This is a genomic window from Streptomyces atratus (assembly GCF_900119365.1).
Classification (GTDB): Bacteria; Actinomycetota; Actinomycetes; order Streptomycetales; family Streptomycetaceae; genus Streptomyces; species Streptomyces atratus_B.
This window is the reverse complement of sequence record NZ_FPJO01000004.1, coordinates 1-13556: the sequence shown is the minus strand read 5'-3', so window position 1 is coordinate 13556 and position 13556 is coordinate 1. Positions and strand designations below refer to the sequence as shown.

General features: G+C 69.6%; 11 protein-coding genes and 6 pseudogenes. 11 read left to right on the top strand and 6 right to left on the bottom strand.

The window, feature by feature from the left end; all coding sequences use genetic code 11:
- The first annotated feature begins 762 nt into the window (after positions 1–762).
- From BT364_RS09000 to BT364_RS08980, 5 genes and pseudogenes are all read left to right on the top strand, one after another.
- Positions 763–969, top strand: a complete 207-nt coding sequence (locus tag BT364_RS09000) for a hypothetical protein (RefSeq protein WP_143166465.1) — start codon at positions 763–765, stop codon at positions 967–969.
- A gap of 48 nt (positions 970–1017) precedes the next feature.
- Positions 1018–1485: pseudogene (locus BT364_RS08995) on the top strand (hypothetical protein); the annotation flags it as partial.
- Between the two features lie 170 nt (positions 1486–1655).
- Positions 1656–2303 (top strand): TetR/AcrR family transcriptional regulator, encoded by a 648-nt coding sequence (locus BT364_RS08990; protein WP_072484606.1) that lies wholly within the window; start codon positions 1656–1658, stop codon positions 2301–2303.
- 112 nt (positions 2304–2415) lie between these two features.
- Positions 2416–2580, top strand: a pseudogene (locus BT364_RS42645) (NAD(P)-binding domain-containing protein); the annotation flags it as partial.
- Positions 2581–3125: 545 nt separating this feature from the next.
- Positions 3126–3455 (top strand): annotated as a pseudogene (locus tag BT364_RS08980) (substrate-binding domain-containing protein); the annotation flags it as partial.
- A 52-nt stretch (positions 3456–3507) separates the two neighbouring features.
- Here the strand turns inward: BT364_RS08980 and BT364_RS08975 are convergent.
- The gene (locus tag BT364_RS08975; protein WP_107408200.1) at positions 3508–4290 is read right to left on the bottom strand and encodes an HAD hydrolase family protein; all 783 of its coding nucleotides are present in this window, start codon (positions 4288–4290) and stop codon (positions 3508–3510) included.
- 110 nt (positions 4291–4400) lie between these two features.
- Here BT364_RS08975 and BT364_RS08970 point away from each other — a divergent pair, with 110 nt between their 5' ends.
- Positions 4401–4796, top strand: a complete 396-nt coding sequence (locus BT364_RS08970) for a TOBE domain-containing protein (RefSeq protein ID WP_072484603.1) — start codon at positions 4401–4403, stop codon at positions 4794–4796.
- A 26-nt stretch (positions 4797–4822) separates the two neighbouring features.
- Here BT364_RS08970 and BT364_RS08965 read toward each other — a convergent pair whose 3' ends face one another.
- Both BT364_RS08965 and BT364_RS08960 read right to left on the bottom strand, forming a co-directional pair.
- The gene (locus BT364_RS08965) at positions 4823–5512 is read right to left on the bottom strand and encodes a M24 family metallopeptidase (RefSeq protein ID WP_072484896.1); all 690 of its coding nucleotides are present in this window, start codon (positions 5510–5512) and stop codon (positions 4823–4825) included.
- Between the two features lie 114 nt (positions 5513–5626).
- Entirely contained in the window at positions 5627–6097 is a 471-nt protein-coding gene (locus tag BT364_RS08960) for a molybdopterin-dependent oxidoreductase (RefSeq protein WP_072484602.1), read from the bottom strand.
- Positions 6098–6235: 138 nt separating this feature from the next.
- On the opposite strand from BT364_RS08960, the pseudogene BT364_RS08955 reads away from it, so the two are divergent.
- The 4 genes and pseudogenes from BT364_RS08955 (at position 6236) to BT364_RS08940 (ending at position 9456) form a co-directional block, all read left to right on the top strand.
- Positions 6236–6623 (top strand): annotated as a pseudogene (locus BT364_RS08955) (TOBE domain-containing protein).
- A 37-nt stretch (positions 6624–6660) separates the two neighbouring features.
- Entirely contained in the window at positions 6661–7491 is an 831-nt protein-coding gene (gene modA, locus BT364_RS08950) for a molybdate ABC transporter substrate-binding protein (RefSeq protein ID WP_072484601.1), read from the top strand.
- Positions 7488–8348: a molybdate ABC transporter permease subunit gene (gene modB, locus BT364_RS08945; RefSeq protein ID WP_072484600.1), complete on the top strand. Its 861-nt coding sequence runs from the start codon at positions 7488–7490 to the stop codon at positions 8346–8348. Before modA ends, modB begins: the two co-directional genes overlap by 4 nt.
- A 31-nt stretch (positions 8349–8379) precedes the next feature.
- Positions 8380–9456: an ABC transporter ATP-binding protein gene (locus tag BT364_RS08940; protein WP_072484599.1), complete on the top strand. Its 1077-nt coding sequence runs from the start codon at positions 8380–8382 to the stop codon at positions 9454–9456.
- A gap of 537 nt (positions 9457–9993) precedes the next feature.
- Here BT364_RS08940 and BT364_RS08935 read toward each other — a convergent pair.
- Entirely contained in the window at positions 9994–11220 is a 1227-nt protein-coding gene (locus tag BT364_RS08935) for an IS701 family transposase (RefSeq protein WP_072484598.1), read from the bottom strand.
- 182 nt (positions 11221–11402) lie between these two features.
- Positions 11403–11733 (bottom strand): annotated as a pseudogene (locus BT364_RS42640) (hypothetical protein); the annotation flags it as partial.
- A 629-nt stretch (positions 11734–12362) separates the two neighbouring features.
- Between BT364_RS42640 and BT364_RS44560 the strand changes: the two are divergent.
- Positions 12363–12521, top strand: a pseudogene (locus tag BT364_RS44560) (IS701 family transposase); the annotation flags it as partial.
- A 614-nt stretch (positions 12522–13135) separates the two neighbouring features.
- Here the strand turns inward: BT364_RS44560 and BT364_RS41390 are convergent.
- Positions 13136–13471 (bottom strand): transposase, encoded by a 336-nt coding sequence (locus tag BT364_RS41390; RefSeq protein WP_177328069.1) that lies wholly within the window; start codon positions 13469–13471, stop codon positions 13136–13138.
- Positions 13472–13556 lie beyond the last annotated feature (85 nt).

Sequence of the window (13556 nt, the reverse complement as noted above, 5' to 3'; positions counted from 1 at the left end):
CAACTCCACATCGACGAGGAATGACTCGTCCGCACCGCGCAATGCATCCAACCGCCGGGTGAGCTGGGCGACTTGCGCCTGCGTCTGGCCGAGCAGCGCGAAGAGCACGGTGGCCACCTGGAGAGCCTGCTGCCTGGCCTGCTCACTGACCTCGAAAGCCTGCCGGACACGGTTGAGATCCTCCAGCGCGGCGATCGTGCGCTGTTGGGCCTCGACGAGCTCGTGCGCCGGGACGGCCGGCTTTCCGTCGGTGGTGACGGGCGTGGGAGCGGTGCGAGCGGCGCTCCACAGCGGTTGCAGCTTCTTGAGCCGCTCGGCGGTCCGCGGTCCGGTCTCGTCGGGGAAGCAGACATCGGCGACGGCTTCGACGAGGTCCCATGTCAGGGCGACCCCGGAGAGTTGCTCACGCAGCTTGCGCAGATCGGGCACCGCACCGGAACGGAAGTGCTCGGCGGTCAGTCGTGTGTGCAGCTGGGTCACCGACACGTTGGAGGTGTCGAGCCAGGTCCGCAGGGCGTGAACGAGATCGTTGATCTCCGTGCATGTCCCACGTGCGGGCGCCCAAGGCCGGCCGGGCCGCTTCAAAGTCCCCACGTCATCTCTCTCAGGGCAAGTTGTTCCACGGACAACCCCATGTTGTCGCGTGGACAACATCCAACCCGCACTACCGCCCCGCGTGCAGGTGGATGGTTGTTTCGTGCCGCGCGTGAGTGCGCGCCGCACACAGCAGATGAGCTCGAAGGCCTCGAAGGAGGAGTTGTTGTGAGCCCCACCCATACGGCGATGCTGCTCATGGCAGTCGCGCTGGCCGTGATCTCCGCGTGCCTCGTGGCGGGGATCGCGTTCGCCGTCGCCCGCTGGGGCGGCGCTCCGGCGCCCGAGGCCGTCGCGAGGTCGGGCAAGGCGTTCGCGACGGCCCTGACCGTCATCAGCGCGGTCGTCGCGGTGGTGGCGACCGCGCTGAAGTAGGTGAAGCGTTCCTTTGCGCCGGTACGCCCGCACCGACCAGTCGACACGGAGCGCGCCGCCACCCAACGCGCCCACCTCAAGCTGCCGTTGCTGCCCACGACCGCCATCGGGCCCTTCCCGCAGACCGACGAGCTGCGCGCGGCCCGCGCCGGTCTGCGCGCGGGCCGGATCGACACGGCCGGATACGAGGAGCGGATCAGGGCCGAGATCGGCGAGGTCGTCACCATGCCGGCCTGGTCCTACGTCCGCGACGACCAACCGCTCGGCGACACCGCCCGGCAGGTCGCCCTCGCCCTGCGCGACGAAGTCAACGACCTGGAGGGCTGCCCGCGCGTGCCCGGTGCGGACGAGGCTGCCGCCCTGCTCCGCAAGGGCCTGAAGGCGATTCCCGCCGAACGGCTGTGGGTCGACCCCGACTGCGGTCTGAAGACCCGTGGCTGGCCCGAGACCAGGGCTTCCCCGGAGAACCTGGTCTCCGCGGCCCGCACGGTACGAGCGGAGCTGCCCGTGTCCTGACGGCGGACGTCCGACGGCCGGGGCGCCCGTGAGCGCCCCGGCCCCGGTCGGACCGGTGTGCCGTGACGGTCCCCTTCTCGATCCCCGCACCGCGGAGTTCTTCCCACACCACGTAATCTACGGTGTAGGTTCAGCAAAGGACGGGGACATACGGGGTACAGGGAGCAGACGTGGCCAGACGAGCACAGGGCACCGCGGCGGGGCTCAGCCGCGAGCGCATCGCCGACGCCGCCGTCGCGCTCGTCGACCGCGACGGCCTGGAGCGCTTCGGGGTACGGCGCCTCGCGGACGAGCTCGGGGTCGACCCGATGTCGATCTACCACCACATCAAGGGCAAGGCGGCGCTGCTGGACGCGGTCTCCGAGGCCGTGCTCGCCGAAGTGGCCGCCGCGACGGACGACACGTCGCGCGACTGGGAGGAGATCGCCCGCCGAACGGCGCACGGCTACCGGGAGATGGCCTACCGGCACCCCCGGGTGTTCCCGCTGCTGGCGACGCGCGCCCAGACCTCGCCGGTGGCCCTCATCGCGCTGGAGCGGCTGGTCACCGCGATGCGTGAGGCCGGCCTGCCCGAACAGGTGGTCGCGGACGCGCCGATGACGCTGTTCGGCTTCCTCAACGGATACCTCCTGGCGGTCCTCAGCGGCGAGAGCGGCGAGGACACCGGCACCCCCGCGATCGACGCCGACACGTATCCGACCATGGCCGCCCTCGCGCCCCTCCAGGCCGGCTACGGGTCCGTGGCGGAGTTCGACCGGATCCTCGGCACCGTGCTCGGCCGCGTCCAGGACCGGGCGGCCCGGGGCGGAACCCGGTGAGCGGTCACGGACAGCGCCGGTATGTCCGACGAACGCGACGACAGGGAGAAACCACGGACCGCATCGGGATCATAGGCGTGGGCGAGATCGGCCGGGCCATCGTGGACGGTCTGTGCGACGGCGTCGACAATCCGCCGCGGACCACCTCTCGCCGCGAGGAGCCCGTACGGCCGCCGAACTGTCCCAGCGGTATCCGAACGTCCGGGTCTGCGCCGACAACCAGGACGTGGCGAACCGCTCCGAGGTGGTCGTCCTCGCCGTCCGCCCCCAGGACCGCGCCGAGGCCCTCGCCGGGCTCCGGGTCGGCGACGACGGTGTCGTGATCAGCCTGATGACCGGCGTCGGCATCGGCGAGCTGCGCGAGACGCTCGGCACCGGCGCCCCCGTCGTGCGCGCGATTCCGCTGCCCACCGTGCGCGAGCTCCGGTCCGTCACCGTGACGTGCCCCTCCCACCCGGTCGCGGACGACGGCCTCGGCGGGGCGCTGCCCCTCGCGGACGAATCCGCCTTCAATGTCCTCTCCGCCCTGACGGCCACACTGACCACCCATTACGGGTATCTGGCCACGCTCACCGCGTGGGCCGCCCGGCAAGGCGTGCCCGCCGAGGCCGCGGACCGCTACGTCCGCAGCCTCTTCCAGGGCGTCGGGCGCTCGTTGGGCGACGACAAGCAGTCCCTGGGGCAGCTCGTGGGCCACCACGAGACGCCGAACGGACTCAACGAGCGCATCCGCACCACGTGGTTCGGCACGGCCAACTCCGAGGCCCTGACCAAGGCACTCGACGCGCTCCTCGCAGACCTCGCACAGTCACGAGCGGGCGATACCGGGTCGGCCTCCGCCTGGCCGAACAGCCCGGCTGCACCGCGGTGTTCGCCGCCAACGACCAAATGGCGCTCGGACTGCAGCACGCCCTCCACGAGCGCGGCCGCAGGGTCCCCGAGAACGTCTCGGTCGTCGGCTTCGACGGCATCCCGGAGTCGGGCTCGTTCCTTCCGCCGCTGACCACGGTCCACCAGGACCTCGCCGAAGTCGGCCGCCGCTGCGTGGAGAGCGCCCTGCGCCAGGTGCGGCAGGGCGAGGCCGAGCGGGGAACGACGCTGGTGCCGACGCGACTCGTGGTACGGGACAGCACGGCGCCGGGACCCGGCTGACGCCCGTGCTCTCGACGGCCATCTGCTCGGCTCGGCGACCGGCGGTCGTGCCTCACACCGCCCGGACGACGGCCCGGGCCGCCTCGGCCAGCAGTGAGATCTCGGCCGCGACTGCCTCCGGGTCGGCGGCGACCGTGACCTGCGCGACGTCGTCGAGACCCGGGTGCGAGCCGACGCGCACCGCCCGCTCCGCGTTCCGCAGGAGATCGAAGTCGTTGATGTCGTTCCCGAACGCGACGTACTCGCCGATCCCCGTCGAGCTCAGGGCTTCCCACTTCGTCGTAGAGCCCGGCGCGAAGTCGACGATCGCCTCGTCGAGGTGATGGTTGACCGTCAGCCCCAGCCGACGGCCGGCGTCGGCGAGTGCCGCCATGTCCGACGCACCGACGACAAGGAACTTCACAACCTCGGGAAGCTCGGCGATGTCCACCATTTTCGCCAGGTTCCCCTGGTCGACGCGGCCCCGGATCGGATGGTCCGCAGGTCCGGTGTACGCGTAGTCCCAGAGTCCGTCGGCGAGATAGGTCGCTTCGTACTGGCCGACCGTCTCCATGAGTGCGCCGAGTCCGGCAGGATCGAACGCGGCCCGGGCCCGAACCCGGCCGTCGGCCGAGACGAGACTCCCGTTCCCGCCGATCAGTGTGGCGGCCGGGAAGGCTCCGTCGAGGACGGGCAGCAGGTCGCGGACAGGCCGGGCGGAGGCGAAGACCACATGATGGCCGACGCGCTCGCACTCGCCGATCGCGGCAAGAATCCGGTCATCGATCGTTCGTCCGTCGAAGCAGAGCGTGCCGTCGATGTCAAAAACCAGTGTGCGGGCGCGAAGTGTGAACATCATCGGATTCTATCCGGTCGACCGACGGCGGTGCGGTGATGCCCGTGGTGCCGACGGTGCCGGTGGTGCGGTGGGCCCGGACATCCGTGGAGGGGCCTATCTTGGCTGGTATGCAGTTCTACACAATCGGCCAGGCCGCCCGGCTCCTCGGTGTGAGCCCCGACACCGCACGTCGCTGGGCCGACGCCGGCCGGGTGGCCACCCATCGGGACGAGGGCGGGCGGCGGCTCATCGAGGGCGGGGATCTCGCCGAGTTCTCCGTGGAGCTGGCCAAGGGCGGTGGCGGCGAGGAGGACACCTCGTACACCTCTGTCCGCAATGCCTTCCCCGGGATCGTCACCGCGGTGAAGCTCGGCGACGTCGCCGCCCAGGTGGAGATCCAGGCCGGCCCGCACCGGCTGGTTTCGCTGCTGACGCGGGAGGCCGTGGAGGAACTGGGGCTGGAGGTCGGGATGGAGGCCACGGCCCGGGTCAAGTCGACGAATGTGCACATCGACCGCGTCTGACCGCTGCGCGGGCCGGCGCCGTCGGGTCAGAGCGTGAGCAGTTCCTCGTAGAAGCCGCCGAACTCCCGCTCCCGGTCGACGAGATGGATCTCCAGGATCCAGTGGCAGCGACGTCCGGCCTTGTCGGTGCGGCGCATCGGGGTGTCGTTGGCGGGCGCGACGTACGACTCCGTGTCCGCGCCGTCGATCCACTCGTGCGGAAACTCCCCGACCAGGTGGCCGGCATGCCAGCCGCCCAGCTCCCAGCCGGCCAGCACCGCCAGCCGCTCGACCTCGGCGTACAGCCGCGCGCCCGTGATCTCCGGGTCGGCCTCGAAGAAGCGGCGGCCCGCCGCGAAGACCTTCGGCAGGTCCTGGTGCAGCCGGTGCTTGACGCGGTCGTCGCCGAGGACGAAGGTCCGCCCGAAGTCGGCCTCGTACTCCTCGAAGATCGGCCCGAAGTCGGCGAACACGATGTCGTCCGCCCCGATCACCCGGTCCGGTGGATTCTCCCGGTACGGCATCAGTGTGTTCGGCCCGGAGCGCACGATGCGCTTGTGCCAGTGCCGGGTCGTGCCGAACAGTTCGTTCGCCAGGTCCCGGATCCGGTCGCTGACGTCGCGTTCTCCCTCGCCCGGTGCGACCAGCCCGCGCTCCTCGATCTCCGCGAAGAGTCGTGCGGCCTTCGCCTGGGCGTCCAACAGCCGGGCAGCGCGCGTGGATTCGTCATCCGCCATGAGGCCGACCGTAACCATCCCCATCGCCTCCGGCAACGGGATTCCGGTGTGGCAGGGCCCGGACCTACGGATGGGACGACGCGGGGCGGGAGCCGGCGGGCGCGGCCGGGGTCGTCACGCCCAGGAGGCGTAGCGGCCGTCCACGCGAATCGCGTTGATGCCGCTGATGTGCCGGGCCCCGCAACGGTCCTGGGGCAGGACGAGCTGGGCGCCGGCGCGGTCGAGCGGCGTGCCGTCGACGGTGGCGGCGAGCAGTACGGGCGCGCGGCCGAAGTCGGGGTCGATCTCCGCCCAGGACAGCAGGGCGTGGTGGCCGTCCGCGCCGGACACCGCGATCAGGAATCGCAGACGGTCCTTGCGGCGGGTGGGATCGAAGACGGGACCGGCTGCCGCAAGGACGTCGTGCAGGAGCGGCCCGGTGAAGCGGTGGTGCTGGATGCCGCTGGTGGCGCACTCGAAGCTGACGTCGGCCTCGTGCTGCGGCCAGGCGAGCAGGTCGGGCACGGTCAGACGGAGCGGACGGGACAGATCGCCGGCGAGGGCGAGTTCCGCCACCTCGTCCGCCGCTTCGGGGGACCGGCTCACGGGCTACCACCTCCCCGAAGCCCATACCCGGATATCCATCCTGTACAAACGCACATGCAACCCATGAAGATCAATGGTCCGGCTCATGCGAAGCAACAGATGACTTTCTCCTCGCATCTGCGGCAGTATCATCAGCGCATGCACACCTACCGGATCGGGGACGCGGCCGCCTTGCTCGGCGTCAGCGCCGACACCGTGAGGCGTCTGGTCGACGGCGGGAAAATCACCGCCGTACGCGACGGGGGCCGGCCGCCGGATCATCCCCGGGCCGGCCCTCGCGGCCTACGCCCGGCAGGTGCACCGCACGGAGCGGGAATCCACCGGATCCTCGGCCCGCAACCGCCTCTCCGGCATCGTCACCGACGTGATCCTCGGAGATGTGTCGGCGCAGGTCGAGATCCGGGCCGGGCCGTTCCGGGTGGTGGCGATGGTCAGCCGCGAGTCGGCTGAGGAACTGAAGCTGGAGCCCGGTGTTCCGGCGGTTGCCGTGGTCAAGTCGACCAACGTGGTCGTCGCCAGACCGTAGATGTGATGTGTCCGTCAGGACCAGAGGGAGTGGACCCGTGACAACCCGTACCGCGCGCCGGACCCGCCGGACCTTGCAGGTGGCCGGTGCAGGCACCGCCGCGCTGCTGGCCCTGGGCGCCTGCTCCTCCTCCGACGACTCCTCGTCGGTGAAGTCGGACTCCTCCGCCCCGTCCTCCTCGTCGGACAAGCTGTCCGGCACGGTGACCGTGTTCGCCGCGGCCTCGCTGAAGGAGAGCTTCACGGCTCTGGGCAAGGAGTTCGAGAAGCAACACCCGGGTACGGAGGTGACCTTCAGCTTCGGCGGCAGCGACTCCCTCGCCGCGAGCATCACCGGCGGCGCACCGGCCGATGTGTTCGCCGCGGCCAGCCCCAAGACGATGAAGATCGTCACCGATGCGGGCGACGCCTCCGGCACGCCCGCCACCTTCGTTCGCAACCAGTTGGAGATCGTCACGCTGCCGGGCAACCCCGACAAGATCTCCTCCCTCAAGGACCTCACCGGATCGGGCCTGAAGGTCGTGCTCTGCGACAAGGAGGTGCCGTGCGGCACCGCTGCCCAGAAGGCCCTGGACGCCAGCGGTCTCGAGCTCACCCCGGTCTCGTACGAGCAGGACGTCAAGAGCGCCCTGACCAAGGTCGAGCTGAAGGAGGCCGACGCAGCGGTCGTGTACAAGACCGATGTGAAGGCGGCCGGTGACAAGGTGGAGGGCGTGGAGTTCCCCGAATCGGCCGATGCCGTCAACGACTACCCGATCGCCCTGCTCAAGGACGCCCCCAACGCGGACGCTTCCAAGGCGTTCATCGCGCTGGTGCGGTCCGCCGAGGGTCAGAAGGTCCTGACCGGGGCCGGGTTCCTGAAGCCGTGACCTCGACCGCGAAGCCCGACGCCGCGACCGGCACCCTCCGGGGTGGGCCGCGGCGTCGGCGTGTCCGGGCGGGTGGCGGCCGCGGCGCACCGCTGCCTCTGCTCGTGCCCGCGCTGATCGGCCTGGCCTTCCTGGTGGTGCCGCTGGTCGCCCTGCTCGTACGGGCCCCGTGGCGCAGCATGCCCGAGCAGCTGACCAGCGCCGAGGTGTGGCAGGCGCTCCGGCTGTCCCTGATCTGTGCCACCGCCGCCACCGCCGTGAGCCTGGTCATCGGGGTGCCGCTGGCCTGGCTGCTGGCCCGGGTCGAGTTCCGCGGTCGCGGCCTCGTGCGCGCTCTCGTCACGCTCCCGCTGGTCCTGCCGCCGGTCGTGGGCGGCGTGGCGCTGCTGACGTCGCTCGGCCGCAACGGCATCGTCGGGAAGTGGCTGGACTCCTGGTTCGGCGTCACCCTGCCGTTCACCACGGCGGGGGTCGTGGTCGCGGAGGCCTTCGTGGCGATGCCGTTCCTCGTCATCAGTGTCGAGGGCACTCTGCGGGCCGCCGACCCGCGGTACGAGGAGGCGGCGACCACCCTGGGCGCGTCCCGCTTCACCGCGTTCCGCCGGGTCACGCTCCCGCTGATCGCTCCGGGCATCGCGGCCGGTGCGGTGCTGGCGTGGGCCCGCGCGCTCGGCGAGTTCGGCGCGACCATCACCTTCGCCGGCAACTTCCCCGGCCGTACGCAGACCATGCCCCTCGCCGTCTACCTCGCCCTGCAGAGCGACCCGGAGGCGGCGATCGCCCTCAGCCTGGTGCTGCTTGCCGTGTCCATCGCGGTACTGGCCGGGCTGCGCGACCGTTGGATGACCGCCGGATGACCGGGACCCACGACCGTTGGACGATCGCCGCATGACCGAGACCCACGGCCTTGGTGCCGGCACCGGCCCCGACGGGCTCGACGCCCGGCTCGTGGTGGACCGCGGCACCTTCCACCTCGACGTGGCGCTGACCGTCGCACCCGGCGAGGTGGTCGCCCTGCTCGGTCCGAACGGCGCCGGCAAGACCACCGCCCTGCGCGCACTGGCCGGCCTGACCCCGCTCACCGGCGGCCACCTGCGGCTGGACGGCGCGACACTGGAGCGTACGCCGCCGGAGTCCCGCCCGGTCGGCGTCGTCTTCCAGGACTACCTCCTCTTCCCCCACCTGACCGCCCTGGACAACGTGGCGTTCGGACCGCGCTGTCAGGGGGCGAGCAAGACGGAGGCGCGGGCGCAGGCCGCCCAGTGGCTCGACCGCCTGGGTCTCGCGGATCACACCGGCGCCAAGCCCCGGCGGCTCTCCGGCGGCCAGGCACAGCGCGTCGCGCTCGCCCGCGCCCTCGCCACCCGCCCGCGGCTGCTCCTCCTCGACGAACCCCTCGCCGCACTCGACGCCCGGACCCGCCTGGAGGTACGTACCCAACTCCGGCGCCACCTGGCCGAGTTCGAGGCAGTCGCCGTACTCGTCACGCACGACCCGCTCGACGCGATGGTCCTCGCCGACCGTCTGGTCGTCGTCGAGCACGGCGAAGTCGTCCAGGAGGGCAGCCCGTCCGACATCGCCCGCCACCCCCGTACGGACTACATCGCGCAGCTCGTCGGCCTCAACCTCCACCGAGGCCACGCGGACGGGCACACGGTCCGCCTGGAAACCGGCCCCGCCATCACCACCGCGGAGGTACTGTCCGGACCGGTCTTCGTGGCGTTCCCCCCGAGCGCCATCACCCTCCACCGCGGCCGCCCCACCGGTTCCAGCGCCCGCAACGTCTGGCGTTGCGAGGTCGCCGGCCTGGAGACCCACGGCGACCAGATCCGCGCCGCCCTCACCGGCGACCTCCCCCTCGCCGCCGACCTCACCACGGTCGCCGCCGCCGAGCTGGACCTGCACCCGGGCGCGGAGGTCTGGGCCACGGTGAAGGCGACACAGACCCACGCTTACCCCGTCTGAGATGACCATTTCGCGCCGGCACCCACCCGGTCACTGCGGTCCGCCGCCACTTGGGGTGTGGCCTGCCACGCCCCGGCCACGAACTGCCCGGTCTCGTCCACCAGGTGGTCCCAGGCGACCGGAGAGGTCCACACGTCCGGCTCGATCCCCGGAATCGACGTGCCCCCTCTTCGGCGGTCCTCGGCGCAATCTCGGCACGCCCGGGATGGTGGCTCCGCGCACACCCGGCCCGAGAACTATGGTGTCCCACCACATACGCCCCTGACCTGCCCCTTCCTACGGTGTGGCGACACGGAAGGTTGCGACGCCGTGGATCTGGGTCGCGCGGTCGCCGACAAGGACACACTCGGGGTCGCCTTAGTACTCCAGCCGGACTTCTTCATTAGCGCTGGTCAACGGCTTGGGCGTGGAGAGTGTAGCGGGCTGGAACGGGGGTGGAGCGGTCATTGCCGGGCCGTCCCACGAACGTGTGGCCGCGCTGCTTGTAGTGGCATTGGCGGGCGCGTGCTTGGTGGCGGCGACGCCAGTGGGACCACGTCATCGCGTGGTCGCGGTCCGGAGCACGGCGGCGGGGTCCAACTGCCAGCAGACGTCGAATCTCGGCCGGTGTGAGGTCCACGAGGTCGGGTGTGTCCCGCTCGGTTCCCCCTTTTCCCGTTCCTGGCCGGCCAGCACGGCGAGGAAAGCGTGCGCGAGCATGGCAAGTGTGATGTGCCGGTACCAACCCACGTAACGGCGGACTTCGTACTGGTCCAGGCCGCATTCGTTCTTCGCGCTCTGGAAGCATTCCTCGACCTTCCAGCGGCAGCCGGCGATGCGTGCGAGGTCGGCGACGGTGGCTTCCAGGGGTGCGCTGGCAAGGTAGTAGGCGATCTCGTCGGGCTTGGCGATGCTGCGGCGGGCCAGCATCCAGCGTTGCCGGGTGGGTTCGTCGCCGTCGAACTCCCACACGGCGGGCAGGCGGGCTGCGGCCCAGTCGTAGAAACGCTCGCCCTTCGCGCCGCTTCCTGCTGACAGCCGCTGCCAGGCTTCGGGCGGGGCCTGGCCGATGAGGTGGTCGATGCGCGGGCCGTGGACCTGCTGGGACTTCGGGACGGCCACGACGTAGGAGAGCTGGTGGTCTTCGAGGAAGCGGCGGAAGTGGGAGTCCTGGCCGTAGGCGGAGTCCGCGGTGACCCAGCCGATGGGCAGGGGCGAGGCGAGGGCCCGCAGGATGATGGCCCGCGCCAGTTCGCCCTTGGTGGCGAAGACCCGGTCGTCGGGGACGCGGGCGGCCCGGCAGCGTTCGCGGTCCTCGGTCCAGGACTTGGGCAGGTAGAGCTCGCGGTCGACCAGGGTGTGGCCGCGGAAGGTGGCGTAGGCAGCGAAGACCCCGATCTGGCAATTCTCGGTGCGGCCTGCGGTGCCGGAATACTGGCGCTGGACACCGGCGGAGGTGGTGCCCTTCTTCACGAAGCCTGTGTCGTCGATGATCAGCACGCCGTTGTCCGCGCCGAGGTGCTCGGCGACGTAGGCGTGGAGGTCGTCGCGGACCTCGTCGGCCTCCCATCGGCTCCGGGACAGGAGGTGCTGCAGCCCGTCGGGGGTGGCGTGGCCTGCGTATTCGGCGAGCTGCCAGCCGTTCTTGCGGCCCACCGGACCAAGGAGCCCACGGACGTAGTCCCGCATCCGGCGCCGGGACTCCACCCGGGCGAAACGGCCCCCGATCCGCAAGAGCAGCTCAGCAAGTCCCTTTTCCCACAGGTCCGTTGGTGTATCACTCATGCGAGCGGGCTGCCCGGAACGTTGCCACTACAAGCAACGCGGCCACACGTTCGTGGGACGACCCCGCAAAGACCGCCCCACCCCCGTCCCAGCCCGCTACACTCTCCACGCCCAAGCCGTTGACCAGCGCTAATGAAGAAGTCCGGCTGGAGTATTAGTACTCCAGCTGTAGATCGTGATCTTCATGTCTGGGATGCGGCTTGTCGCCGGTAATGGCTGGTGCGTGATCGCTTCTGATGGCGGCGTAGCCAGTCGGACCATCGGAGTCGGTGGGCCGTGTCGTGGAGTGGCTGGACGGCGACAGTGATGAACAGGCGCTGGATCTCGTTACAGGACAGCGGAAACCATGTCGGCCCGCGCAGGATGGCGGGCGTGTTCGTCGGCGCGGACCACTGCGAGGAAGGCGTGGGCGAGCATCGCGAGGGTGACCCAGCGGGTCCAGGAGGGGTAGTGGACGACAACTGAGGGCCCTGCTGTGAGACCTACTCGCACCTCTCGCTGAGGAAGTGCTGCCTGATCACCCACCGACAACTCAGGTCATTGTGTTCCGCTTTCGCAACCTGAAACGCGCGGCAGCCAGCACAGCAGCCGCGATCAGACAACCTACGGCCGTGACTGCAAGGCAGACGAGCGTGGGGTTGATCCAAGCTGCAACGAGGTCGTATGAGGCATTGCACTTGTTATGCAGAGGGAAAACGCGGGAAGGCTCGCGCCAGTGCTCTTCCCTGTAGCCGTCGTCGTAGACCTGGCCGCGCAAAATCTCGCAGGTCTCTTGTGCGTCCAGGCCGCCAGAGAACACTCCCCAGCACCAGATGACGAACCCCCCGACGCACGATGCAACCGAAAGCAACAGCCAGAGGTGTGGCTTTCGCCATCTGCGGCTTCTGTCAGAGTTCCCGCTCAACCCGTACGCCTCCCCCCAAACTGAGATGAGGATACAGACTGACTCAAGCCCACCACCCCGGAGATTCGGCTCCAGACCGGCCAAGCTCAGATGGCGCTGACAGCGCCGCCGGTATCGGAGCCGCAGCCTCTCCTCCCGGCAGCAGCGGCTCGCGCGGTCCCGCCATGCGAACCGGGGACGAGATGGTTACGGCCACCGGTGATCCTCGTGGTTTGTGAAGACAACGAACGATCAAGCGGTGGCCGCAGGTCACAGCGTAGACCCGGCCCGATGGCAGGACGCATTCGAGGGCCTGATGCACCGGATCGCGGGTCGTTTCGCGCGCGTGGAACCCCGGCGGCGAGTTAAGCGGTTGGTGCTCGGACTCCTATCGGACCTCCCGCGCAAGAACTGCTGGAGAACGTCCGGTTGATCAAATGCACACAGTCACGAATGGCCCGGCCCCTTCGTTCCACCCCCATTACAAGGGCTTCGTCACTACTACGAACCGGTCCGCCAGCGCGCCCCGCGCCGGTACTCAGTCCCTTGTGGTTTCAGTCACTTGGGACGCTCCCTCTTGTCCAACCCGACTGGGCAGACCGTGTCGGGGCACGCCTTCTCCTGTTCCATGTGAAAGCAGCAGATCAGATTCACGTCGTCTGCATGCCGGACACCACCTGGCCAATAAACGGGCACCCGCCAGGCTCATCCCGAAGATCCTTCGGTACTTCGGTTTCGATGTCGGTTTGATTTGTAACGACACTTCAGCAACGATTCGCTTGCGCTCGTCTCTCTGATCCCCACCTGACGCCTCTCACGACGCCTTTTCCTCATCGCTCACCACGACGGTCTTCAACCCAACGCAGCATGAGGCGGTTTGAAGCCTCCCCCCGCAGGGCGACTTCGAAGGGCCACGCCTTCATCTCTCACACAGCACCGCATTAGCAGCTCTGCCTGCACAAAGTTGCCTTTGACGTTCAGGACACAACGAGGGGCCAAAACCCTCACCATCTGTACAGCATCATCCAGTTGCTACCGACCTACACCGGCAGCCCCTTTCCGTTCAGGACGCACGAAGGCAGTCGCTTTTCTCAGGATCTCGATCGTCTTCGCCTGCTCGGCGGTCAGCTTCCGCAGCCGCTTCAGCTCCTCGTCCCGATCGCCGGCGGCCCGCCCCGCTCGCACGGAACCAGGTCCCGATCCGGTGTCCTGGGCAGCGCGGGCCTTCTTCACCCAGCCCCGCAGTGACTCCGAACTGACCCCGAGCTCCCGGGCAACCTCGGTCACCGTCCGTCCCGACGACCGCACGAGTTCGATCGCGTCCCGCTTGTACTCCTCCGAGTACCGCTTCGTGTACTTGCTTCCCACCTGGCACTGCTTCCTCTGGGCTCTCACGTCCCAGTCTCCAGGTGTCCACGATCAAGGGGAAGGTTCACCATCGCCGTCCACCCCG